Source organism: Borrelia parkeri, assembly GCF_023035815.1.
In the GTDB taxonomy this organism is placed as follows: Bacteria; Spirochaetota; Spirochaetia; order Borreliales; family Borreliaceae; genus Borrelia; species Borrelia parkeri.
Map to the genome: position 1 here is coordinate 115,982 of NZ_CP073164.1, position 25,201 is coordinate 141,182.

General features: G+C 31.8%; 17 protein-coding genes. All 17 read left to right on the forward strand.

The features are described from left to right. The first annotated feature begins 63 nt into the window (after positions 1 to 63). The 17 genes from bpSLO_RS05845 to bpSLO_RS05925 all read left to right on the forward strand — a co-directional run bounded on the left by bpSLO_RS05845 (position 64) and on the right by bpSLO_RS05925 (position 25,095). The gene (locus bpSLO_RS05845) at positions 64 to 1,107 is read left to right on the forward strand and encodes a BTA121 domain-containing protein surface lipoprotein (RefSeq protein WP_246989971.1); all 1,044 of its coding nucleotides are present in this window, start codon (positions 64 to 66) and stop codon (positions 1,105 to 1,107) included. Between the two features lie 309 nt (positions 1,108 to 1,416). Then, a complete protein-coding gene (locus bpSLO_RS08015; protein WP_281506686.1) occupies positions 1,417 to 2,790 on the forward strand; it encodes a BTA121 domain-containing protein surface lipoprotein in 1,374 nt (457 codons plus the stop codon). Between the two features lie 274 nt (positions 2,791 to 3,064). Continuing rightward, positions 3,065 to 4,033, forward strand: coding sequence for a BTA121 domain-containing protein surface lipoprotein (locus tag bpSLO_RS05855; RefSeq protein ID WP_246989972.1), 969 nt, complete (start codon positions 3,065 to 3,067; stop codon positions 4,031 to 4,033). A gap of 257 nt (positions 4,034 to 4,290) precedes the next feature. Next, a complete protein-coding gene (locus bpSLO_RS05860) occupies positions 4,291 to 5,313 on the forward strand; it encodes a BTA121 domain-containing protein surface lipoprotein (protein WP_246989973.1) in 1,023 nt (340 codons plus the stop codon). Positions 5,314 to 5,546: 233 nt separating this feature from the next. Next, the gene (locus bpSLO_RS05865; protein ID WP_246989974.1) at positions 5,547 to 6,953 is read left to right on the forward strand and encodes a BTA121 domain-containing protein surface lipoprotein; all 1,407 of its coding nucleotides are present in this window, start codon (positions 5,547 to 5,549) and stop codon (positions 6,951 to 6,953) included. A 223-nt stretch (positions 6,954 to 7,176) separates the two neighbouring features. After that, on the forward strand, positions 7,177 to 9,006 hold the full coding sequence (locus bpSLO_RS05870) for a BTA121 domain-containing protein surface lipoprotein (RefSeq protein ID WP_246989975.1): 1,830 nt from the start codon (positions 7,177 to 7,179) through the stop codon (positions 9,004 to 9,006). 215 nt (positions 9,007 to 9,221) lie between these two features. Beyond that, on the forward strand, positions 9,222 to 10,226 hold the full coding sequence (locus bpSLO_RS05875; RefSeq protein ID WP_246989976.1) for a BTA121 domain-containing protein surface lipoprotein: 1,005 nt from the start codon (positions 9,222 to 9,224) through the stop codon (positions 10,224 to 10,226). Between the two features lie 267 nt (positions 10,227 to 10,493). Beyond that, positions 10,494 to 11,561 (forward strand): BTA121 domain-containing protein surface lipoprotein, encoded by a 1,068-nt coding sequence (locus tag bpSLO_RS05880; protein WP_246989977.1) that lies wholly within the window; start codon positions 10,494 to 10,496, stop codon positions 11,559 to 11,561. Positions 11,562 to 11,803: 242 nt separating this feature from the next. Then, positions 11,804 to 12,970 carry a BTA121 domain-containing protein surface lipoprotein gene (locus tag bpSLO_RS05885; protein ID WP_246989978.1) on the forward strand — a complete coding sequence of 389 codons (1,167 nt, stop codon included), beginning with the start codon at positions 11,804 to 11,806 and terminating at the stop codon, positions 12,968 to 12,970. 267 nt (positions 12,971 to 13,237) lie between these two features. Beyond that, the gene (locus bpSLO_RS05890) at positions 13,238 to 14,440 is read left to right on the forward strand and encodes a BTA121 domain-containing protein surface lipoprotein (protein ID WP_246989979.1); all 1,203 of its coding nucleotides are present in this window, start codon (positions 13,238 to 13,240) and stop codon (positions 14,438 to 14,440) included. Between the two features lie 240 nt (positions 14,441 to 14,680). Continuing rightward, the gene (locus bpSLO_RS05895) at positions 14,681 to 15,742 is read left to right on the forward strand and encodes a BTA121 domain-containing protein surface lipoprotein (RefSeq protein ID WP_246989980.1); all 1,062 of its coding nucleotides are present in this window, start codon (positions 14,681 to 14,683) and stop codon (positions 15,740 to 15,742) included. Between the two features lie 246 nt (positions 15,743 to 15,988). Then, positions 15,989 to 17,056, forward strand: a complete 1,068-nt coding sequence (locus bpSLO_RS05900) for a BTA121 domain-containing protein surface lipoprotein (protein ID WP_246989981.1) — start codon at positions 15,989 to 15,991, stop codon at positions 17,054 to 17,056. A 240-nt stretch (positions 17,057 to 17,296) separates the two neighbouring features. Beyond that, positions 17,297 to 18,307, forward strand: coding sequence for a BTA121 domain-containing protein surface lipoprotein (locus tag bpSLO_RS05905; RefSeq protein WP_246989982.1), 1,011 nt, complete (start codon positions 17,297 to 17,299; stop codon positions 18,305 to 18,307). Between the two features lie 180 nt (positions 18,308 to 18,487). Then, positions 18,488 to 19,507: a BTA121 domain-containing protein surface lipoprotein gene (locus bpSLO_RS05910; RefSeq protein WP_246989983.1), complete on the forward strand. Its 1,020-nt coding sequence runs from the start codon at positions 18,488 to 18,490 to the stop codon at positions 19,505 to 19,507. 221 nt (positions 19,508 to 19,728) lie between these two features. Next, positions 19,729 to 21,198 carry a BTA121 domain-containing protein surface lipoprotein gene (locus bpSLO_RS05915; RefSeq protein WP_246989984.1) on the forward strand — a complete coding sequence of 490 codons (1,470 nt, stop codon included), beginning with the start codon at positions 19,729 to 19,731 and terminating at the stop codon, positions 21,196 to 21,198. Between the two features lie 333 nt (positions 21,199 to 21,531). Next, positions 21,532 to 23,085, forward strand: coding sequence for a BTA121 domain-containing protein surface lipoprotein (locus bpSLO_RS05920; protein ID WP_246989985.1), 1,554 nt, complete (start codon positions 21,532 to 21,534; stop codon positions 23,083 to 23,085). Between the two features lie 243 nt (positions 23,086 to 23,328). Then, the gene (locus bpSLO_RS05925; RefSeq protein ID WP_246989986.1) at positions 23,329 to 25,095 is read left to right on the forward strand and encodes a BTA121 domain-containing protein surface lipoprotein; all 1,767 of its coding nucleotides are present in this window, start codon (positions 23,329 to 23,331) and stop codon (positions 25,093 to 25,095) included. Positions 25,096 to 25,201 lie beyond the last annotated feature (106 nt).

Genomic DNA, 25,201 nt, shown 5'->3' on the forward strand with positions numbered 1-25,201 from the left:
ACAATTATAACAATAAATTTATACAATAATACAATAAGTTTAATTTTAAAAAGGAGATATTAAATGATAAGGATAAAATGTCTCAGTTCATTATTAGTATTAATAATAATATTATCATTGCTAGTGGTGAGTTGTCGTAATTTTTCATTTCAAAAAAGAGGTGGAACAAACGATGAGGCTTTAACACAATTAGGAATAAATCGTAGATTTGTTTTAGATGCTGAGTTCAATAAATTGCTAGACAAATTGCAGCTATTGGATGGAGAGAAACAAATAATTGCATATATAAGAAGTATAGTAACTGATCCTAAGATTGGTAACGAATTTTTAAGGACTTACACTAATCTTGAATTTAGTAATTTATTAAATGCATTAGGTTCTGATAAGGTTAAGGAAATTATAAAAAATCATTTAAAAGATTGTAAAAAAAGGCCCCCAATTATATCAAAAATCCAAGCACTAATTGATAGTTTTAATAGAAATGATGAAGTAAAGAGAGTTTTTCAATCGGAATTAAATTATAAAAGTGATTATGCATTGCATTTAAAAGAGTTATTTAATCGTGATAATCCTAATTATGTTTATAATGAAATTATGAAAGATGATTGTATTGATGATCTTCTTGAGGAAATAGAGGATGCTCAATACATTTTAAATTATGAGACTTTATATGCAAAGTTATCTATTGATGATAAGAAACACCTTGATTTTATACGAAATGTACTAATTAATCCTCCTATGGGCATTGTGCTTGATCCTAAGAAGCCTTTTAAGATTTATAATATTCATGAATTTGAGCTCTTGTTGGGTAGGATGGGTGTTGCTAGGTCTGAGGAAATTGTAAGGATACATAAAAATGTTTTGAAAGAAGAAGAAAATACTCGAAGGTCTCTAATTACTGCTATGGAAGGTCAGATGAAACAAAGCTTATTTAGACGTTTTAACAAGCACCAGGATGGTTATAGAATTCATTTAATGTATTTATTTTTCCCTTATGCAGGATCTGAGAATAATGTGTATGATGCCTTTAAAAATAGTAATTATGCTGATGAGTATATTGCTATTCGAAACGAAGCTCTAAGCATTAGAGTAAATAAGATAAGATAAGGATTAATGAACGCGGTGGTTAATCCTTAAATTAGTTTAAATTAATGTTATTAAGATTAAAAATAGTAAGTAAATAAAAAAGCTTAAGCCTTAAACGTACACATTTAAGGCTTTTAGTTTGTATGAATATATTTATCTAATATACATACTTTATACAAATGAAGAAAATATTTGCAGACCAAGATGGATATATAGATATATAGCATTATAATAATATAATAATACTATTTTTATATTATTATAAATTTATATAATGGTGTATTAAAATATATTCAAATTTTAAATTTAATTTGAAAAAGGAGATATTGGGTGATTAAGTTAAACTATTTCAGTTTGTTTTTAGTATTAATATTTTTATTATTGCTAGTTATAAGTTGTGATTCAGGAAGCAAGGCAGGAGCAGGCCTAGGAGCAGGAACAAATACAAGAACAGTAGTAAATCCAGGAGGAGTAGTAAAGCCAGGAAGAGCAGTAAATCCAGGAGGAGCAGGAACAAATACAAGAACAGTAGTAAATCCAGGAGGAGTAGTAAATCCAGGAGGAGCAGTAAATCCAGGAGGAGTAGTAAAGCCAGGAGGTGCAGGACTAGGTGCAGGAGGATCAGGAGGTGCAGAAGAAGCAGGACTAGGTGCAGGAGGATCAGGAGGTGCAGGAGAAGCAGGATTAGGTGCAGGAGGCGCAGGATTAGGTGCAGAAGAAGCAGGACTAGGTGCAGGAGGTGCAGGACTAGGTGCAGGAGGATCAGGAGGTGCAGGAGGTGCAGGAGGATCAGGAGGTGCAGAAGAAGCAGGATTAGGTGCAGGAGGAGCAGGAGGAGCAGGAGGTGCAGGAGGATCAGGAGGTGCAGGAGGCGCAGGAGGAGAGGATTATGGCATTAAAGCTCCAAGGCTTAAAGCAATGTTAGATGATCTTAATGGATCTATAGAAGGAAAGAAGGCAATTGGTTATATACGAAAAATACTCATTGATAAGTCTGATAATATTGAGGATAAGTTGTATAATCGCTTAAATAAATTAAAAGCTGATGTTATGATTGAAAAAATAATAAATCCTACTGTGAGCCTTTTGAGTGCTAGAGATGAAGCTTTAAAAGTTAAGGAAGATCCAACAAATGAAAGCATAAAATCCAGATTGCAAGATGTGTGTGATAGGTATGATGCTTTAGTTAAAAGAGCATTTAAGCATTACTTTGTTGATAATATCGGTTTAATAGATCGTGTGGTAGATACTGTTACTAGTTGTGCTTCTAAGTTTAGCAAGTTTAAAGAGATGATTAAAAATCCACGTGTGATGGATGTATATGCCTGGCTTGATGCTGATGAGCGTGCCATAATTGATGAGATAGAGCAGATAGTAATTGGTGGTGGTACTTATGACAAAGCTAGGTTTAATAATATGTTAAATAGTATAGGTGATTTTGATATTTTTAACATTATACTGGCTTGTAAAAAGGTTTCAATTGAGCAGAAAGCAGCTGATGAAGCTATAAAAGGTGTTTCTGATGATGCAAAGAAGCAAAGATTGAGGGGTGAGTTTAATGAATTCGAAGTAAGATATTATTCTCATATAAGATATGCTTTTGCTCTACCTCTTAATGAATTGTATTATGCTATTAATCATTATTATAATGGCTATTATGCTGACTTTTATGGTATTAGATTAGAGACCGAAGATAGTTTCTAGGTAATTGGTACGACAGGTGTTGGTAGTTAATCCTTAAATTAGTTTAAATTAAGATTATTGATATTGAAAATAGTAAGTAAAAAAGTTTAAGCCTTCAACGTGTACGTTTAAGGCTTTTAGTTTGTATCTATAATAGATAATTAGATAAAATATATAAATTAAACAAATTTATTTAAAGAAATAAATAAAATAATTGCAGATCAAGATGGATATATAGATATATAGCAATATAATGGTATATTAAAAAGTTTTAATTTGAAAAAGGAGATATTAAATGTTAAAGATAAAATGTTTCAGTTTATTACTAATATTAATCTTGCTATTATTGCTATTTATAAGTTGTGATTTAGGAATCAAAGCGAGAACAAATACAGGAGCAGAGGTAATAACAGAGACAGTAGGAGATGAAGAGGAACTAGCATATTTGGATGATATTATTGATCCAAAGCTTAAAGCATTGTTAGATAAGTTTGGGGTATCTAGATCAGGAAGGAAGGCAGTTATTTACATACGAGGAGGCCTCATTGGTGATATTGTTTATGATCGTTTAAATAAATTAGAAGCTGATGTTGTGATTGAAAAGATAATAAATCCTACTGTGAGCCTTTTGAAGGCTAGAGGTGAGGCTTTGAGAGTTATTCAAGATCCAACAAATGAAGGCGTAAAAGGCAGATTGCAAGATGTGTTTAATAGGTATGATAATTTAGTTGATATAAGAGGAAAATTTATTTACGTCGTTGGTTCAGAAGATAGTTTTGCAAATGCTGTTACTCGTTATGCTTCTAAATTTAGAAAGTTTAAAGAGATGGTTAAAAGTCCACGTGTGATGGATGTATATGCCTGGCTTGATGATGCTGATCGTATTACAATTGATGAGATTGAGAAGGTAGTAATTAGTGATACTTATGACAAGGATAAGTTTAATAATGTTTTAAATAGTTTAGATGATTATCGTATTGTTAGAATTATAGAGATTTATCGAGGTATTAAAATTAAGCAGGAGGAAGCTTTGAAAGCTATAGATGCGGTTTCTGATATTGCAGTAAGTCAAGACTTGCAAGCTAGATTTGATAGGCTTAAAGGTGAGTATAATTCTCATATAAGAGATGCTTTTAATAAATCTTCAGGTGAATTGTCTTTTCAGCTTACAAATGATAGTAATAAATATCGTAGGGGCTTTGATGTTATTAAAAGCAACGCTGAAGCTGCCAAAGCACATGGTGCGGCAGGTGGTGGTAGTTAATTCTTAAATTAGTTTAAATGAAGATTATTAATATTAAAGATACTATTAAAGATAGTAAGTAAATAAAAAAGTTTAAGCCTTAAACGTGTACGTTTAAGGCTTTTAGTTTGTATCTATAATAGATAATTAGATAAAATATATAAATTTATTTAAATAAACAAAATAATTGCAGATCATAATTGTATGCTGTTATTATGTTTATATATTATATTCATTATAATAATATAATAAAATTTTTTTGAAAAAGGAGAGATTTAATGGTAGATATAAAGTGTTTCAGTTTATTACTAGTATTAATATTTTTGTTATTGCTAGTTATAAGTTGTGGTTCAGAAATCAAAACAGGAGAAGGAACAAATACAGGGGCAGGCACAGAAGAAGGAACAGGACCAGAAGAAGAAGTAGGAGATGAAGATGAGCTAGCATATTTAGATGATGAGTTTATTGATCCAAGTTTTATAGCATTATTAGATAAGTTTGGGGTATCTGGAGAAGGAAGGAAGGCAATTGGTTATATACTAGGAAAAGTCGATAATATAGAAAAAATCAATAATGATGATGTTTATGATCGTTTAAATGAATTAGGAGCTGATATTACGATTAAAAATATAATAAATCCTACTGTGAGTCTTTTGAAGGCTAGAGGTGCAGCTTTAAAAGGTATTGAAGATCCAACAAATGAAAGCATAAAATCCAGATTGCAAGATATGTTTGAAAAGTGTGATCGTTTATCTGCACTTTACTTGTGGGAGTTTTTTGGTAGACTAATCGAAGAAAATGATTTTTTAGAGTTTATTACTCGTTGTATTTTTAGGTTTAGAAAGTTGAAAGAGATGGTTAACAATCCACGTGTGATGGATGTATATGAATGGTTTGATGCTGATGATCGTGCTACAATTGATGAGCTAGGGAATATGGTAATTAGTGGTACTTATTACAGATCTATATTTAATAAGGTGTTAAATAATTCAGGCGATTATCTTGTTATTAAAATTGTAGTGGCTTATCAATCTATTCAAAAAAGGCAGGAGGAAGCTTTGAAAGCTATAGCTATTGTTCGTAATGAAGCAGTAAGGCAAGTATTGCAGAATCGTTTTGATAAACTCAAAGGTGATTATGATTTTCATATAAGAAAATCTTTTAATCAAGGTCGATATGGCTTGTATTTGCAAATTATGACTGATGGTAAGAAATATCGTGAAGCCTTTAATGCTATTCAAAAAGCCGCTCAAGTTGCCAGATCTGACAAAGCACGTGGTGCGACAGGTAGTGGTAGTTAATCCTTAAATTAGTTTAAAGTAATATTAAAGATAGTAAGTAAAGAAAGTAAAGCCTTAAACGTGTATATTTAAGGCTTTTAATTTGTATATATTAGGTAAAATATGTATAAATAATATAAATATATTTAAATAAACAAAATATTTGCAGATCACAGGTATATACTGTTATTATATTTGTATAATATATTCATTATAATAATATAATAAGTTTAATTTGAAAAAGGAGATATTGAATGGTAAAAATAAAGTGTTTCGGTTTATTACTAGTATTAATATTGTTATTATTGCTAGTTATAAGTTGTGATTCAGGAAACAGAGCAGGAGCAGGTCTTGGTGCAGGAGGAGGGACAGAATTAAAAGATGAAAATGAAGATGAAGATGAAGATGAGCTAGCATATTTGGAGGAGGAGGTTACTGATCCAAGACTTTTGGCATTGTTAGATAATTTTGGAGTATCTAAAGCAGGAAAGAAGGCAATTGGTTATATACGAGGAAGATTCAGTGCTAGTGATGATGTTTATGATCGTTTAAATGCATTAGGAGCTGATGTTACGATTGAAAAGATAATAAATCCTACTGTAAGCCTTTTGAAAGCTAGAGGTGAAGCTTTAAGAGTTATGAAAGGTACAACAAATGAAAGCATAAAATCCAGGTTGCAAGATATGTTGAATAGGTATGATACTTTAGTTGAAAGTGTATGGTATAACTTTTTTTATAATAAATTGATTGGAGAAGATGTTTTTGTAGAATTTGTTACTCGTTATGTACCTAAATTTAGTAAATTTAAAGAGATAGTTACAAATCCAAGTGTGATGGATGTATATGCCTGGCTTGATGCTGATGAGCAAGCTACAGTTAATGAGATAGAGAATATAGTAATTAGTGGTACTTATGACAAAGATAGGTTTAATAATATGTTAAATAGCTTAGGTGATGTTAAGATTATTGAAATTATAAAGGCTTATCGAGGTATTAAAATTAAGCAAGGAGAAGTTCAGAATTCTATAAATACTGTTCCTGATGATGCAGAAAAGCAAGGGTTGCAAGTTAGATTTAATACGCTTCAAGGTGAGTATGATTCTCATATAAGAGATGCTTTTAATAAAGCTTCAGGTGAATTGTATTCTCAGATTATAGATGGTAATAATAGATATCATGATGACTTTATTGGTATTCAAAACAATTTGAGAGCTGCCGCAGCTGCCAAAGCTGCCAAAGAAGCTGCCATAGCTGCCGAAGCTGCCAGAGCTGCCATAGCTGCCGAAGAAGCTGCCATAACTGCCGCAGCTGCCGCAGATGCTGCCGAAAAAGCCGCAGCTGCCAAAGCTGCCAAAGCTGCCAAAGAAGTTGCCAGCGCTGCCGCAGATTTTCTCATGGCTATCGGAACTGCCAAATATGTTACCATGCCTGCCGTAGTTGCCAAAAAAGCCAAAGCTGTCGAAGAAGCCGAAGCTGCCAAAAAAGCTGCCAAAGCTGCCGAAGCTGCCAGAGTTGCCGCAGCTGCCGAAGTTGTCAGAGCTGCCGCAGCTGCCAGAGCTGCCAAAGCTGCCGAAGAAGCTGCCAGAGCTGCCATAGCTGCCGCAGAAGCCAGAGCTGCCAGATCTGACAAAGCACGTGGTGCGGCAGGTAGTGGTAGTTAATCCTTAAATTATTTTAAATTAATATTAAATATAGTAGGTAAAGAAAGTTTAAGCCTTAAATGTACATGTTTAAGGCTTTTAATTTGCATATATTAGGTAAATAATATAAATATATTTAAATAAACAAAATATTTGCAAATCACAGGTATATACTGTTATTATATTTGTATAATATATTCATTATAATAATATAATAAGTTTAATTTGAAAAAGGAGAGATTTAATGGTAAAAATAAAGTGTTTCGGTTTATTACTAGTATTAATATTGTTATTATTGCTATTTATAAGTTGTGATTCAGGAAACAGAGCAGGAGCAGGTCTTGGTGCAGGAGCAGGATCAGGAACAAATACAAGAACAGAATCAAATACAGAAACAGAAGTAGGAGACGAAGAGGAGCTAGCATATTTGGAGGAGGAGGTTACTGATCCAAGACTTTTGGCATTGTTAGATAATTTTGGAGTATCTAAAGCAGGAAAGAAGGCAATTGGTTATATACGAGGAAGATTCAGTGCTAGTGATGATGTTTATGATCGTTTAAATGCATTAGGAGCTGATGTTACGATTGAAAAGATAATAAATCCTACTGTAAGCCTTTTGAAATCTAGAGGTGAAGCTTTAAAAGTTAAGGAAGATCCAACAAATGAAAGCATAAAATCCAGGTTGCAAGATATGTTAAATAGGTATGATACTTTAGTTGAAAGTATATGGTATGACTTCTTTTATAATAGATTATTTGGAGAAGATGTTTTTGTAGAATCTGTTACTCGTTATGTACCTAAATTTAGTAAATTTAAAGAGATAGTTACAAATCCAAGTGTGATGGATGTATATGCCTGGCTTGATGCTGATGAGCAAGCTACAGTTAATGAGATAGGGAATATAGTAATTAGTGGTACTTATGACAAAGCTAGGTTTAATAATATGTTAAATAGCTTAGGTGATGTTAAGATTATTGAAATTATAAAGGCTTATCGAGGTATTAAAATTAAGCAAGGAGAAGTTCAGAATTCTATAAATACTGTTCCTGATGATGCAGAAAAGCAAGGGTTGCAAGTTAGATTTAATACGCTTCAAGGTGAGTATGATTCTCATATAAGAGATGCTTTTAATAAAGCTTCAGGTGAATTGTATTCTCAGATTATAGATGGTAATAATAGATATCATGATGATTTTATTGGTATTCAAGACGATGTGGAAGCTGACGAAGTTCTCAGAGCTATCGAAGCTGCCATAGCTGCCAAAGCTGCCGAAGCTGCCAGAGTTGCCGAAGAAGCCAGAGCTGCCGCAGCTGCCGAAGCTGCCAGAGTTGCCGAAGAAGCCAGAGCTGCCGCAGCTGCCGAAGCTGCCAGAGTTGCCGAAGAAGCCAGAGCTGCCGCAGCTGCCGAAGCTGCCAGAGTTGCCGAAGAAGCCAGAGCTGCCGCAGCTGCCGAAGCTGCCAGAGTTGCCGAAGAAGCCAGAGCTGCTGCAGCTGCCGAAGCTGCCAGAGTTGCCGAAGAAGCCAGAGCTGCCGCAGCTGCCGAAGATGCTGCCATAACTGCCGCAGAAGCCGCAGCTGCCGAAGCTGCCATAGCTGCCGAAGCTGCCAAAGCTGCCGCAGCTGCCGAAGAAGCTGCCAAAGCTGCCAGAATTGCCGCAGCTGCCAGAACTGTCGAAGCTACCGCAGCTGTCGAAGCTGCCATAGCTGCCGAAGCTGCCATAGCTTTCGAAGCTGCCATAGCTGCCGATGCTGCCGAAGAAGCTGCCGCAGCTGCCTCAGCTGCCAGAGCTGCCAAAGAAGCTGCCAGAGCTGACGAAGAATCCAGAGCTGCCGCAGCTGCCGAAGATGCTGCCATAACTGCCGCAGAAGCCGCAGCTGCCGAAGCTGCCAAAGCTGCCGAAGCTGCCAAAGAAGCCAAAGCTGCCGCAGAAGCTGCCGAAGCTGCCAGAGTTGCCGCAGCTGCCAGAACTGTCGAAGCTACCGCAGCTGCCGCAGCTGCCAAAGCTGCCGAAGAAGCCAAAGCTGCCGAAGCTGCCAAAGCAAGTGGTGCGGCAGGAGGTGTAGTTAATCCTTGAATTAGTTTAAATTAAGATTATTGAGATTAAAGATAGTAAGTAAAGAAAGTTTAAGCCTTAAACGTACACGTTTAAGGCTTTTAATTTGTATGTATAGATAAATATATTTAAATAAATAAGATAATTGCAGATCACAGGTATATACTGTTATTATATTTGTATATTATATTTATTATAATAATATAATTTATTTAATTTGAAAAAGGAGATATTGAATGTTAAATATTAGACATATCAGTTTATTACTAATATTAATATTTCTATTATTGCTAGTTATAAGTTGTGGTTCAGGAAACAGAGCAGGAGCAGGAACAAATACAGGAACAGAAGAAGGAACAGGATTAAGAACAGATGTAGAAGTAAAAGCTGAAGAGGAGCTAGCATATTTGGAGGAAAAGGTTACTGATCCAAGACTTTTGGCATTGTTAGATAATTTTGGAGTATCTGAAGCAGGAAGGAAGGCAATTGGTTATATACGAGAAAACCTCACTGGTGATGATGTTGATAATTTTTTTTATAATCGCTTAAATGAATTAGGAGCTGATGTTACGATTAAAAAGATAATAAAGCCTACTGTGAGCCTTTTGAGGGCTAGAGGTGAAGCTTTGAGAGTTATTGAAGGTACAACAGATGCAGGTGTAAAAACCAGATTGCGACTTGTGTTTAATAGGTATGATGATTTAGTTAATATAAGAGAAAAATTTAATAACTTATTGCTTGAAAGAGATATCTTTGAAAAGACTGTTACTCGTTATGCACCTAGATTTAGAAAGTTTAAAGAAATGGTTAAAAATCCAAGTGTGATGGATGTATATGCCTGGCTTGATGCTGTTGAGCGTACCACAATTAATGAGATAGGGAAGATAGTAATTAATGCTACTTATGACAAAGTTAGGTTTAATAATATGTTAGATAATTTAGGTGATGGTTATATTGTTAGAATTATAGAGATTTATCGAGATATTAAAATTAAGCAGAAGGAAGCTTTTAATGCTATAACTACTGTTTCTGATGATGCAGTAAAGCAAGATTTGAAAGATAGATTGAAGAGGCTTAAAGATGAGTATGATTCTCATATAAGAGATGCTTTTAATCAAGCTGTAGGTGAATTGGCTCGTCAAATTCTGATTAATCGTGATGTATATCTTGGTAGATTTAATAGTATAAAAGTAACCGCTCAAGCTGCCAAAGCAAGTGGTGCGGCAGGTGGTAGTAGTTAATTCTTGAATTAGTTTAAATTAAGATTATTGAGATTAAAAATAGTAGGTAAATAAAGTTTAAGCCTTAAACGTGTACGTTTAAGGCTTTTATTTTGTATATATAGATAAATATATATAAAATATTAAACAAATAAACACAATGTTTGCAGATTAAGGTGGATATATAGATATATAGCATTATATTATTATAATAATGGTATTATTATAAATTTGTATAATAATATATATAAAATATATTCAAATTTAATTTGAAAAAGGAGATATTGAATGGTAAAGATTAGACCTATTAGTGTATTACTAGTATTAATATTGCTGTTATTGCTAGTTATAAGTTGTGGTTCAGGAAGCAAAGCAGGAGCAAATACAAGAGCAGGAGTAAAGCCAGTATCAGGAGCAGGGACAAATACAAGAACAGAACCAAATACAGATGCAGAAGTAGGAGACGAAGAGGCGCTAGCATATTTGGAGGATATTAGTGATTCAAAGCTTAAAGCATTGTTAGATAATTTTGGAGTATCTGAAGCAGGAAGGAAGGCAATTAGTTATATACAAGGAATCCTCAGTCTTGATTATAAGAATGGATTTGATGATGATTTTTATAATTGCTTAAATAAATTAGGAGCTGATTTTTTGATTAAAAAGATAATAAAACCTACTGTGAGTCTTTTGAGGGCTAGAGGTAAAGCTTTGGAAGTTATTGAAGGTACAACAGATGAAGGCGTAAAAACCAGATTGCAAGATATGTTAAGTAGTTGTGATATTGTAGTTTCTGTAGCATGGAATCCCGATCGTGCTAACTTAATCTTTCGAGAAGAGCTGTTTGCAGAGATTATTACTCGTTATGCACCTAAATTTAGGAAATTTAAAGAGATGGTTAAAAATCCACGTGTGAAGGATGTATATGTATGGTTTAATGCTGTTGAGCGTGTCATGATTGATGAGATAGAGAAGATAGTAGTTAGTGCTACTTATGACAAGGATAAGTTTAATAGTATGTTAAATAGTTTAGGTTATTATCGTGTTGATCGTATTTTATATTATTATCGAGAGGTTAAAATTAAGCAGAAGGAAGCTTTGAATGCTATAGCTACTGTTTCTGATGATGCAGAAAAGCAAGCTTTTCAAGCTACATTTAATACGCTTAAAGATGAGTATAATTCTGATATAAGAGATACTTTTAATCAATCTTCAGATAAAATTTATGCTTATTTTATAAAAATTGTTAAATATTTTAATGAATTTTCTTATCTTAAAGACGACGCCAAAAAAGCTGTCGAAAGAGCCGCTGCAGCTGCCAAAGCAAGTGGTGCGGCAGGAGGTGTAGTTAATCCTTGAATTAGTTTAAATTAAGATTATTGAGATTAAAGATAGTAAGTAAAGAAAGTTTAAGCCTTAAACGTACACGTTTAAGGCTTTTATTTTGTATATATAGATAAATATAATGTTTGCAGATTAAGGTGGATATATAGATATATAGATATATAGCATTATAATATTATAATAATGGTATTATTATAAATTTGTATAATAATATATATAAAATATATTCAAATTTAATTTGAAAAAGGAGAGATTTAATGGTAAAAATAAAGTGTTTCAGTGTATTACTAGTATTAATATTGCTGTTATTGCTAGTTATAAGTTGTGATTCAGGAAGCAAAGCAGGAGCAGGACTAGGAGCAGGAACAAATACAAGAACAGTAGTAAAGCCAGTAACAGGACTAGGTTCAGTAACAGGATCAGGAGTAAAGCCAGGAACAGATAAAGAACTAGATGCAGTAACAGTAATAGATGAAAGAACAGAGCCAAAAACAGAAGAAGAAACAGAACCAAATACAGATGTAGAAGTAGGAGATGAAGAGGAGCTAACATATTTGGAGGACAAGGTTACTGATCCAAAGCTTAAAGCATTGTTAGATAATTTTGGAGTATCTGAAGCAGGAAGGAAGGCAATTAGTTATATACAAGGAATCCTCAGAGTTTCTTATAAAAGTGAATTTGATGATAAGTTTTATAATTGCTTAAATCAATTAGGAGCTGATGTTGTGATTGAAAAGATAATCAAGCCTACTGTGAGCCTTTTGAGGTCTAGAGGTAAAGCTTTGGAAGTTATTAAAGGTATAACAGATGCAGGCGTAAAAAACAGAATGCAAAATATGTTAAGTAATTGTGATATTGCAGTTCCTTTTGCATGGCATCCCAGTCCTGATCACTTAACCTTTCTAGAAAATGATTTTGCAGAGATTATTACTCGTTATACACCTAAATTTAGAAATTTTAAAGATATGGTTAAAAATCCACGTGTAAAGGATGTATATGCCTGGCTTGATGCTGATGAGCAAGCTAAAATTGATGAGATAGGGAATATAGTAATTAGTGTTACTTATGACAAGGATAGGTTTAATAATGTGTTAAATAGCTTAGGTGATTATCGTGTTGCTCGTATTTTATATTATTATCGAGAGGTTAAAAAAATGCAGAAGGAAGCTTTGAAAGCTATAGACGGTGTTTCTGATGTTGCAGAAAAGCAAGTGTTTCAAGCTAGATTTAATGCACTTAAAGGTAAGTATAATTCTTATATAAGATCTGCTTTTAATAAATCTTTATTTGCATTGTGTCTTCAGCTTTTCTCTTCTTTTGAATATTCTAATAGATTTTCTAAGATTAAAGACGACGCCAAAAAAGCTGTCGAAAGAGCCGCTGCAGCTGCCAAAGCAAGTGGTGCGGCAGGTGGTGTTAGTTAATCTTTGAATTAGTTTAAATTAAGATTATTGAGATTAAAGATAGTAGGTAAAGAAAGTTTAAGCCTTAAACGTGTACGTTTAAGGCTTTTATTTTGTATATATAGATAAATATATATAAAATATTAAACAAATAAACACAATGTTTGCAGATTAAGGTGGATATATAGATATATAGCATTATATTATTATAATAATGGTATTATTATAAATTTGTATAATAATATATATAAAATATATTCAAATTTAATTTGAAAAAGGAGAGATTTAATGGTAAAGATTAGACATATCAGTGTATTACTAATATTAATATTGCTGTTATTGCTAGTTATAAGTTGTGGTTCAGGAAGCAAAGCAGGAGCAAATACAAGAGCAGGAGTAAAGCCAGTATCAGGAGCAGGGACAAATACAAGAACAGGAGTAAATCCAAGAACAGATAAAGAACTAGGTGCAGTAACAGGATCAGGAGTAAATCCAAGAACAGATAAAGAACTAGGTGCAGTAATAGGATCAGGAGTAAAGCCAGGAACAGATAAAGAACTAGATGCAGTAACAGTAATAGATGAAAGAACAGCGCCAAAAACAGAAGAAGAAACAGAACCAAATACAGATGCAGAAGTAGGAGACGAAGAGGCTCTAGCATATGTGAACAATATTAGTGATCCAAGACTTCAAGCATTGTTAGATAATTTTGGAGTATCTGGAATAGGAAGGAATGCAATTATTTATATGCAAAGAATCTTAACTGTTGATGATATTTATGATCGTTTAAATGAATTAGGAGCTGATGTTACGATTGAAAAGATAATAAAACCTACTGTGAGCTTTTTGAGGACTAGAGGTAAAGCTTTGAGAGTTATTGAAGGTACAACAGATGAAGGCGTAAAAACCAGATTGCAAGATATGTTTGAAAAGTATGATATTTTATCTTTATCTTACTTGTGGGAGGTTTTTAATAGATCGATCAAAGAAAATGATTTTGTAGAGTTTATTGCTCGTTGTGATTCTAGGTTTAGAAAGTTGAAAGAGATGGTTAACAGTCCACGTGTGAAGGATGTATATGCCTGGCTTGATGCTGATGATCGTGTCACAATTGATGAGATAGGGAATATAGTAATTAGTGGTACTTATGACAAAGATAGGTTTAATAATATGTTAAATCTTTTAGAAGATTCTCTTGTTATTAAAATTGTAGTGCTTTGTCAATCTATTAAAAAAAGGCAAGAGGAAGCTTTGAAAGCTATAGACGGTGTTTTTGATGATGCAGTAAAGCAAAAATTGAAAGCTAGATTTAATACGCTTAAAGATGAGTGTAATTCTTATATAAGAGATACTTTTAATCAAGGTCGATATGGCTTGTATTTGCAGATTATGACTGATGGTGATAAATATCGTAATGACTTTAATGCTATTGAAAAAGCCGCTGCGGCTGCCAAAGCAAGTGGTGCGTCAGGTGGTGTAGTTAATCCTTGAATTAGTTTAAATTAAGATTATTGAGATTGAAAATAGTAAGTAAAGAAAGTTTAAGCCTTAAACGTACACGTTTAAGGCTTTTAATATGTATATATAGATAAACACAATGTTTGCAGATTAAAATGGATATAATAATATATTAATATAATAATGATATAATACTATTATTGTATTATTATAAATTTGTATAATAATATATATAAAATATATTCAAATTTAATTTGAAAAAGGAGAGATTGAATGTTAAATATTAGATATATCAGTGTATTATTAGTATTAATATTTTTATTATTGTTAGTTATAAGTTGTGATTCAGGAAGCAAAGCAGGAAAAAATACAAGAGCAGTAATAAAGCCAAGAGCAGGATCAGGGACAAATCCAAGACCAGAACCAAATACAGAAGTAGAAGTAGGAGATGAAGAGGCGCTAGCATATTTGGAGGATATTAGTGAGCCAAATCTTAAAGCATTATTAAATAAGTTTGGGATATCTGAAGCAGGAAGGAAGGCAATTGGTTATATACAAGAAATCCTCAGAGTTTCTTATAAGAATGGATTTGATGATAAGTTTTATAATTGCTTAAATAAATTAGGAGCTGATTTTGTGATTGAAAAGATAATAAATCCTACTGTGAGTCTTTTGAGGGCTAGAGGTAAAGCTTTGGAAGTTATTGAAGGTACAACAGATGCAGGCGTAAAAACCAGATTGCAAGATATGTTAAATAGTTGTGATAATGTAGTTTCTTTTGCATGGCATTTGTATTCTAATCACTTAATCTTTTACAAAGATAGTTTTGCTGATGCTGTTACTCGTTATACACCTAAATTTAATAAATTTAAAGAGATGGTTACAAATCCACGTGTGAAGGATGTATATTCCTGGCTTGATGCTGATGAGCAAGCTACAGTTAATGAGATAGGGAATATAGTAATTAGTGTTACTTATGACAAGGATAAATTTAATAATGTTTTAAATAGTTTAAGTGATTATCATGTTGTTAAAGTTATATCTTTTTGTCGACTTGTTAAAATTAAGCAGGAGGAAGCTTTGAATGCTATAACTACTGTTTCTGATGATGCAGAAAAGCAAAAATTGCAAGTTATATTTAATACGCTTCAAGGTGAGTATAATTCTCATATAAGAGATACTTTTAATCAATCTTTAGATAAAATTTATGCTTTTTTTATAAAAATTGTTAGATATTCTAATGGATTTTCTATTCTTAAAGACGACGCCAAAAAAGCTGCCGAAAGAGCCGCTGCAGCTGCTCAAGCAAGTGGTGCGTCAGGTGGTGGTAGTTAATCCTTGAATTAGTTTAAATTAAGATTATTGAGATTAAAGATAGTAAGTAAAGAAAGTTTAAGCCTTAAACGTACACGTTTAAGGCTTTTAATATGTATATATAGATAAACACAATGTTTGCAGATTAAGGTGGATATATAACATTATAATAATATATTAATATAATGTTATAATAATACTATTATTGTGTTGTTATAAATTTGTATAATAATATATTCAAATTTAATTTGAAAAAGGAGAGATTGAATGTTAAATATTAGATATATCAGTGTATTATTAGTATTAATATTTTTATTATTGCTAGTTATAAGTTGTGATTCAGGAAGCAAAGCAGGAAAAAATACAAGAGCAGTAGTAAAGCCAAGAGCAGGATCAGGGACAAATACAAGACCAGAACCAAATACAGAAGTAGAAGTAGGAGATGAAGAGGCGCTAGCATATTTGGAGGATCTTAGTGAGCCAAATCTTAAAGCATTATTAAATAAGTTTGGGATATCTGAAGCAGGAAGGAAGGCAATTGGTTATATACAAGAAATCCTCAGAGTTTCTTATAAGAATGGATTTGATGATAAGTTTTATAATTGCTTAAATAAATTAGGAGCTGATTTTGTGATTGAAAAGATAATAAATCCTACTGTGAGTCTTTTGAGGGCTAGAGGTAAAGCTTTGGAAGTTATTAAAAGTACAACAGATGCAGGTGTAAAAACCAGATTGCAAGATATGTTAAATAGTTGTGATAATGTAGTTTCTTTTGCATGGCATTTGTATTCTAATCACTTAATCTTTTACAAAGATAGTTTTGCTGATGCTGTTACTCGTTATACACCTAAATTTAATAAATTTAAAGAGATGGTTAAAAATCCACGTGTAAAGGATGTATATTCCTGGCTTGATGCTGATGAGCGTGTCTCAATTGATGAGATAGAGAAGATGGTAATTAGTGATACTTATGACAAGGATAAATTTAATAATGTTTTAAATAGTTTAAGTGATTATCATGTTGTTAAAGTTATATCTCTTTGTCGAGATGTTAAAATGAAGCAGGAGGAAGCTTTGAATGCTATAACTACTGTTTCTGATGATGCAGAAAAGCAAAAATTGAAAGCTAGATTTAATACACTGAAAGATAGGTATAATTCTGATATAAGAGATACTTTTAATCAATCTTCAGATAAAATTTATGCTTATTTTATAAAAATTGTTAAATATTTTAATGGATTTTCTATTCTTAAAGACGACGCCAAAAAAGCTGTCGAAAGAGCCGCTGCAGCTGCTCAAGCAAGTGGTGCGTCAGGTGGTGTAGTTAATCCTTGAATTAGTTTAAATTAAGATTATTGAGATTGAAAATAGTAGGTAAAGAAAGTTTAAGCCTTAAACGTACACGTTTAAGGCTTTTAATATGTACATATTAGATAAATACAATGTTTGCAGATTAAGGTGGATATATAACATTATAATAATATATTAATATAATAATGATATAATACTATTATTGTATTATTATAAATTTGTATAATAATATATTCAAATTTAATTTGAAAAAGGAGAGATTGAATGTTAAATATTAGACATATCAGTATATTACTAGTATTAATATTTTTATTATTTCTATTTATAAGTTGTGGTTCAGGAAACAAAGCAAGAGCAAATACAAGAACAAAACCAAATACAGAAGCAGAAGTAGGAGACGAAGAGGCGCTAGCATATTTGGAGGATATTACTGATCCAAGACTTTTGGCATTGTTAGATAATTTTGGAGTATCTAAAGCAGGAAGGAAGGCAATTGGTTATATACAAGGAGTCTTAAGTGTTTCTTATAAGAATGGATTTGATGATAAGTTTTATAATTGCTTAAATAAATTAGGAGCTGATTTTGTGATTGAAAAGATAATCAAGCCTACTGTGAGCCTTTTGAGGGCTAGAGGTGAAGCTTTGAAAATTATTAAAGGTATAACAGATGAAGGCGTAAAAACCAGATTGCAAGATATGTTAAATAGTTGTGATATTGTAGTTCTTTTTGCATGGCATCCCGGTTCTGATCACTTAACCTTTCTAGAAAATGATTTTGCAAAGACTGTTACTCGTTATGCTTCTAAATTTAGGAATTTTAAAGAGACGGTTAAAAATCCACTTGTGAAGGATGTATATGCCTGGCTTGATGCTGATGAACAAGCTACAATTGATGAGATAGATAAGATGGTAATTAGTGATACTTATGACAAGGATAAATTTAATAATGTTTTAAATAGTTTATCTTATTATCGTGTCCTTAGAATTATAGAGATTTATCAAAAGGTTAAAAAAATGCAGGAGGAAGCTTTGAAAGCTATAGAAGGTGTTTCTAATGATGCAGCAAAGCAAGCTTTTCAAGCTAGATTTAATACGCTTAAAGATGAGTATAATTCTTATATAAGATCTGCTTTTAATAAATCTTCAGGTGAATTGTATTATGATTTTAAAAGAATTTATGAATGTTTTGTAGATTTTTATAATATTAAAGTCGAGGCTCAAGCTTCCAGAGTTGCCAAAGCAAGTGGTGCGTCAGGTGGTGTAGTTAATCCTTGAATTAGTTTAAATTAAGATTATTGAGATTAAAGATAGTAGGTAAAGAAAGTTTAAGCCTTAAACGTACACGTTTAAGGCTTTTAATATGTATATATAGATAAATATATTAATATAATAATAGTATTATTATAAATTTGTATAATAATATATTCAAATTTAATTTGAAAAAGGAGATATTGAATGGTAAAAATAAAGTGTTTCAGTGTATTACTAGTATTAATATTGCTGTTATTTCTATTTATAAGTTGTGATTCAGGAAGCAAAGCAGGAGTAAAGCCAGGAGCAGGATCAGGGACAAATACAAGAACAAAACCAAATACAGAAGCAGAAGTAGGAGATGAAGAGGCTCTAGCATATTTGGAGGATATTAGTGATCCAAAGCTTAAAGCATTGTTAGATAAGTTTGGAGTATCTGAAGCAGGAAGGAAGGCAATTGGTTATATACAAGAAATCCTCAGAGTTTCTTATAAGAATGGATTTAATGATAAGTTTTATAATTGCTTAAATCAATTAGGAGCTGATGTTGTGATTGAAAAGATAATCAAGCCTACTGTGAGTCTTTTGAGAGCTAGAGGTAAAGCTTTGAAAATTATGAAAGGTATAACAGATGCAGGTGTAAAAACCAGATTGCAAGATATGTTGGATAATTTTGATAAATTAGTTCCTTTTGCATGGAATCCCGATCGTGATCTCTTAATCTTTAAAGAAGATTTTTTTGCGAAGTTTGTTAATCGTTATACACCTAAATTTAGAAAGTTTAAAGAGATGGTTAAAAATCCACGTGTGAAGGATGTATATGCCTGGCTTGATGCTGATGAGCAAGCTACAATTGATGAGATAGAGAAGATAGTAGTTAGTGCTACTTATGACAAGGATAAGTTTAATGATAAGTTAAATAGTTTAAGAGATTATCGTGTTGTTGTAGTTATATATTCTTATCGAGATATTAAAAATGATCAGGATGAAGCTTTGAAAGCTATAGACGGTGTTTCTGATGATGTAGAAAAGCAAAAATTGCAAGCTAGATTTAATACGCTTCAAGGTGAGTATAATTCTTATATAAGAGCTGCTTTTAATAAATCTGCAGATGATTTGTCTTCTCAGAATATCTCTCCTTTTGAATATTCTAATGGATTTTCTATTCTTAAATACGACGCTGCAGTTGCCAAAGCAAGTGGTGCGGCAGGTGGTGTTAGTTAATCCTTAAATTAGTTTAAATTAAGATTATTGAGATTAAAAATAGTAGGTAAATAAAGTTTAAGCCTTAAATGTGTACGTTTAAGGCTTTTAGTTTGTATATATGGATAAATATATTAAACAAGTAAATATAATGTTTGCAGATTAAGGTGGATATATAGCATTATAATAATATAATAATGTAAATATATTCAAATTTAATTTGAAAAAGGAGATATTGGGTGATGAAGTTAAGCCATTTCAGTTTATTTTTAGTATTAATATTTCTATTATTGTTAGTGGTAAGTTGTGACTTAAAATCTAAGGGAAGTACTGAGATTAAAGAGAATTTGACTGTCAAAAGAGAGGTAAGGAAATTAGACAAGTTTAGTGGGGAATATACTTCAAAAATGGTTGCAACAGTTGATAATTTAGATATTAAGCTCAATAATCTGCTAGACAAATTTGGGTTACTTGATAAGGAAAGGGAATCAATTGCATATATAAGGCGTACGATAACTGATGCTAATGTTGGCAAACTTAAAGGTTACAGGACTTATACTGATGTCGAGTTTCATAATTTACTTGAAAGTTTAGGTGCAGCTAGGATTAAAGAAATTATAACATTTTATTTAGAGGTTGTTAACATTCAGGAATCATTTGAAAGGGCTATTAAAAATATTAAGGACGCTACATCAAGAGGCAAATTACAGAATGAGCTTAATGAACGCAAGAATCAGTATCAGTTGCATTTAAAAGGGTTATTTGATAGTGATAATTTTGATGATATATATAATAAGATTATAGGTGATAATTATTTTTCTGAATTAATTGAATTTAAATACGAGATTATAGAAGTTGAAGGTGGTTTGGATGTATATACATGGCTGTCTGATGATGAGCAGATTGTAATTGATAAGATACGAGAAATAGTAACTGATCCTTTGATTGGTCAATATAAAGGATATAGGACGTATACTGATATTGAGTTTAATAATTTACTAAATAAGTTAGGTGATAATAGAATTCTTGCAATGATATTGGTTTATCTAGAGGATCAAAAAGCCCAAGATGCGGCATGGGTAGAAGCTTTAACAGCTATTGATAGTGTTGATGATGCTAACTTAAGAGAGCAATTACGAGTGAAAATTAATGATGAGAGGGATAACTATAAATTACATTTGAAAGAGTTATTTGATGAATTTCTTCCTATTTTTGTGTATCGAAAATTTATGAACAATATTCATTATCATGGTAAGTTTGTTTTAATTAAAAACGCAGCTAAGCACATTATAGCTTTTAAAAAGCTATACAACAAGCTTTCATCTGTTCAGAAGAGAGAACTTTATTATATACGAATTATTGTAACCAATTTTAATATTGGTGATGCTATATTGCATAAAACATATAATGCTGTTGAGTTTGAGAGCTTACTTGGGAGTTTAGGTGCTGCTAGGGTTGAAAGGATTATAGACTTTCATTTAAATGTTCTTAAAGCAAAAGAAGATGCTCGATCAGCTATAAGTAGTCTTCCAGAAGGCATAGCAAGGCATAATTTGCAAGAACGGTTTAATGCTCACGAAAGTCTTTATGCGTTGCATTTAAAAGAGTTGTTTAGTAGTGCTTTTCCTGGTAAGGTGTATCATAATGTTGAAAGGAGTAGTTATATTTCTGGGTATTTTGCGATTATAAATGATGTTGGGAAAATTCAGTAAGTGAGACAAATAGTCCAGTACTACAGGTAGTAGTAATTAATTCTTAAGTTAAGAATAGTAATTAAGAATAGTAAGTTTAAGAAAATGAATTTTTAGATCTTAAGATATATAAAACTTTTAATTTATATTGTCAAATGGATGTATTAATTCCTATAATTTATGATATTATGGCATTATTATAATAATAATTATATTATTTCAGTTTAATTAATCAGTTTATTTAATAATAAGTTAAATTTAATTTGAAAAAGGAGCTATTTAATGGTTCAGTTAAGACGTTTTGGTTTATTGCTAGTATTAATATTACCGTTATTGTTAGTAATAAGTTGTGATTTGAACTCTCAAGAGGACATAGCACTTAGAGCAGATTTACTTATAAGTAAGCTTGCTAAAGGTCATATGATAAAATTAAACATTGATGATGTGAGCAGTGGTGCTGAAATAGTTAAAGCAGAGGTAACTATAAATGCTATGCTCAATAATCTGCTAGACAAATTTGAGATACCTGATGACAGGAAGAAAATAATTGATGATATGCGAGATATAGTAACTAGTTTGTCAGGAGTCTTTTCAGTTAGGGTTTATAAGAATGAAGATTTCTGTAATTTATTAGAGGGTTTGGGTGCTGAGAGACTTAAGGAAATTACAGAAATTCATGTTAATATTCTTAAAGCCCAAGACGAAGCTTTAGCAGTGATTGAAGGAATTAAGGACGATGTGGCAAAACGAGAATTGCAAGTGAAATTTTATGGTCGTCAGAATGCTTATCCTTTGCATTTAAAAATTTTATTTAACGGGTCTAATTCTGATGAGGTATATGGTAATTTTATAAGTGATAATTATGTTGCTGAGTTTACTGCAATTAAAGAAGAAGCTTTAGGTCTTGTGGAGGATAGCGAAGATGTTTCTGTAGGGGGTGCCCCTCAAAAAGAAGTTCCTGTAGGAGGTGCCCCTCAAGAAGAAGTTCCTGTAGGGGGTGCCCCTCAAAAAGAAGTTCCTGTAGGGGGTGCCCCTCAAGAAGAAGTTCCTGTAGGGGGTGCCTCTCAAGAAAATGTATATGAATTGCTTTTAGCTGATGAAAAGGATGTAATTAATTCTATACGAGATGTAGTAACTACTGTGTCTTCAGTTTCTAAAACTTCTTATAAACTTTATAGTAATGATGAGTTTTATAATTTATTAAATCAGTTAGGAATTGTTAAGGTCAAGGACATTATAGCAATTTATTTAAAGGACTTGGGAGAAAAAAATGCAGTTCTAGCAGAAGTTGCTGCGGTTCTTGAAAGTGAAGAGAAATATGCATTAACTAAAAATTTGGAAAGTGATTTTAAGAAATTAGAGAATTTTTATCCAACTTATTTAAAATGGATATTTGATAAAACCGATGCTGATGGGGTGTATAGTGCATTTGTGAAGGGTAATTATTCTGATAATTTTATTAAGCTTAAAAGTGATGTTAAAATCATTTCAGATTTTAATAAGCTTTGTGAAGGATTTTCAAAGAAAGAAAAGAGAGCAGTTGCATATATGCGAAGTGTAGTAACTAATTCTAATATTGGTAGTGTTGAAGGTTATAAGACATATGATGATGTAGAGTTTAATAATTTACTTCATGACTTAGGTGTTGAGAGACTGAGAGAAATTATAAAAATACATTTAAGTAGTCATAAAGCAAAAAATGCAGCATTAGCAGCTATGAATAATGCTGAGGAAAGTCAAAAAAAGCAAAACTTAAAGTTTAATTTTGATGTTTTAAGGCGTGGCTATTCATCGCATCTCAAATTGTTATTTCATGCGTTTAAGGCTGATTATGTGTATCATGATTTTATGGGGAGCAAATATGCTGCTTTATTTACTAATTTTAAAAACGAATTTGACAACATATAATCAAATGCATCGAGTTATCCTGCATTTGATACCGTAAGTTGGTACTTAAAAAAGTAGTTAAGTCTTGGATTATAAACATCTAAGGCTTTTAATTTATACTAAGGGATACTTGTATAGATGTACTAATAAGTATGTAGATATTAATATTTGGAAACTATGTTATAATGATATATTATAATAATAAGTTTTATATGATAAAAAATCGATTTATAGATTGGGGTTTATTAAAAGGAGAGATGTTTAATGAAAAAGAGTAATAGTGTGTTATTATTGTTATTGGTTATAAATTGTGATTTTAAATCCCAAGGGGCTGACCTTCTTAAAGAGGTCTTGGTTAAAAAAAATTCTTTTGTTGCAAAACCTTTAACTATAACCCATGATTTTAAATCCCTTATAGGTAAAAATCCTGCAGTAGTACAAGATCCTGTAGTAATTAAAGATCCTGCAGTAGTTGAAGATCCTGCAGTAGTTGAAGATCCTGCAGTAGTTCAAAATCCTGCAGTAGTACAAGATCCTGTAGTAATTAAAGATCCTGCAGTAGTTCAAAATCCTGCAGTAGTTGAAGATCCTGTAGTAGTTGAAAATCCTGTAGTAGTTGAAAATCCTGCAGTAGTTGAAGATCCTGCAGTAGTTCAAGATCCTGAAGAAAGAGATGTTAAAAAATTAATACTAGAGGATGTTATAAACAGTGATTCTGTAGCAGTTGTAGAAGAGAAAAGTGTGGATGTAAAAATTGATGAATTTCTTAATGAATGTGGGATATCAGTTCAAGACAGGGAATCAAATGTATATTTAAGAGATTACTTAACCAATTCTGATTTTGATAATAACTCATTTTATACCTTTATAACTGAAATAGGTTCTATGAAGACTAAGGAGCTTTTTGAAGATTGGTTAAAAGTTTGTAACTTAATAACAGAAATTAAACCAATGATTGAAAATATTAAAAGAGAGAGATCAAAACAACAATTCATATCTGAGCTTAATATTGATTTCAACGATTCTTGTATATCCGAAGAGTTAAAAGCTCATTTTGATGATAGTGATTCTTCTATTCAAATATATCATTCATTGAGATATGCAGATAATACAATGTTACAAGATTTACTTGCAATGAAAGACAGAATTACATATGTTATAAAAGGTGAAGCAATATATGAAGGTCTAATTGGTCAAGAAAAGCAAGAAATTGATGATATACGAAAATTAGCAGTTTTTTCTGATGTTAGTGATGGAAGTTATCATAAGTATATTTATAATGATCATCAATTTTATTGTGTGTTAGGATTTTTTGGTGTTTCTAAGTTGAAAAGATTGTCAGAGGTTAATTTACATGAGTTGATTAGAGTACGAAAAGAAGCAGAGGATACTATTCAAGATGTAGAGAATGACTTCTTTGTCAAAGTTTTGAAAACTGAATTTAATGAGTGTAATGAAATCGCTGTAGATATATTACAAAGTGCATTTAGTATGGATAGTGATTATGTATTGAAAGATGAAATTATAGATTCTCATAATAGAGCTGTAAGTGGCTTTATGAGAATCACAGATCGAGCTAGAGACTTAATAAAATTTAGAAAAATATACACAAATCTATCTAGGTCTGATGCTGCAATGATTAGTTATTTACGCAGTATATTAAATAATCCTAGTATTAGTATTAAAGATGAGTATGAAATAAGTTTGAAAACGTATAGCTATTATGAGTTTGAGTATTTATTGGGTGGTTTAAATGAAGATCAGGTTGGGAAAATGATAGTAAAAATTCGACAAGCTTTGGAATTTCAAAATGATATTTTACAAAGGATAGATGCTATTAAAGACAGTAAAGGTAAAGATCAGCTAAGAAGAGATTTTTTTGATCAAAAGAAGCATTATGAATTTTTGCTCAAAACTTACTTTGATTGTGTGAATATCAATTCTAATGATATATATAATGTCTTTATGTCTTTTAAAGATAATGAAGATGGATTTAACGCCATTCAAGCCCGGATTTTAGAATTAGTATAGAAGAAGTATAAGCGAGAGGGCTTGAGAAAATTAAGCCTTAGGTATAAAAGTTCCTGTAGAGGTTGTTCCTCGAGGAGATTTATTTGAAAACTATGTTATAATAATA

What these genes read in the sequence shown, in the direction of transcription:
- bpSLO_RS05845 (WP_246989971.1), top strand. Translation starts at nt 64, where the DNA reads ATGATAAGGATAAAATGTCTCAGTTCATTATTAGTATTAATAATAATA.
- bpSLO_RS05855 (WP_246989972.1), top strand. Translation starts at nt 3,065, where the DNA reads ATGTTAAAGATAAAATGTTTCAGTTTATTACTAATATTAATCTTGCTA.
- bpSLO_RS05860 (WP_246989973.1), top strand. Translation starts at nt 4,291, where the DNA reads ATGGTAGATATAAAGTGTTTCAGTTTATTACTAGTATTAATATTTTTG.
- bpSLO_RS05865 (WP_246989974.1), top strand. Translation starts at nt 5,547, where the DNA reads ATGGTAAAAATAAAGTGTTTCGGTTTATTACTAGTATTAATATTGTTA.
- bpSLO_RS05870 (WP_246989975.1), top strand. Translation starts at nt 7,177, where the DNA reads ATGGTAAAAATAAAGTGTTTCGGTTTATTACTAGTATTAATATTGTTA.
- bpSLO_RS05875 (WP_246989976.1), top strand. Translation starts at nt 9,222, where the DNA reads ATGTTAAATATTAGACATATCAGTTTATTACTAATATTAATATTTCTA.
- bpSLO_RS05880 (WP_246989977.1), top strand. Translation starts at nt 10,494, where the DNA reads ATGGTAAAGATTAGACCTATTAGTGTATTACTAGTATTAATATTGCTG.
- bpSLO_RS05885 (WP_246989978.1), top strand. Translation starts at nt 11,804, where the DNA reads ATGGTAAAAATAAAGTGTTTCAGTGTATTACTAGTATTAATATTGCTG.
- bpSLO_RS05890 (WP_246989979.1), top strand. Translation starts at nt 13,238, where the DNA reads ATGGTAAAGATTAGACATATCAGTGTATTACTAATATTAATATTGCTG.
- bpSLO_RS05895 (WP_246989980.1), top strand. Translation starts at nt 14,681, where the DNA reads ATGTTAAATATTAGATATATCAGTGTATTATTAGTATTAATATTTTTA.
- bpSLO_RS05900 (WP_246989981.1), top strand. Translation starts at nt 15,989, where the DNA reads ATGTTAAATATTAGATATATCAGTGTATTATTAGTATTAATATTTTTA.
- bpSLO_RS05905 (WP_246989982.1), top strand. Translation starts at nt 17,297, where the DNA reads ATGTTAAATATTAGACATATCAGTATATTACTAGTATTAATATTTTTA.
- bpSLO_RS05910 (WP_246989983.1), top strand. Translation starts at nt 18,488, where the DNA reads ATGGTAAAAATAAAGTGTTTCAGTGTATTACTAGTATTAATATTGCTG.
- bpSLO_RS05915 (WP_246989984.1), top strand. Translation starts at nt 19,729, where the DNA reads ATGAAGTTAAGCCATTTCAGTTTATTTTTAGTATTAATATTTCTATTA.
- bpSLO_RS05925 (WP_246989986.1), top strand. Translation starts at nt 23,329, where the DNA reads ATGAAAAAGAGTAATAGTGTGTTATTATTGTTATTGGTTATAAATTGT.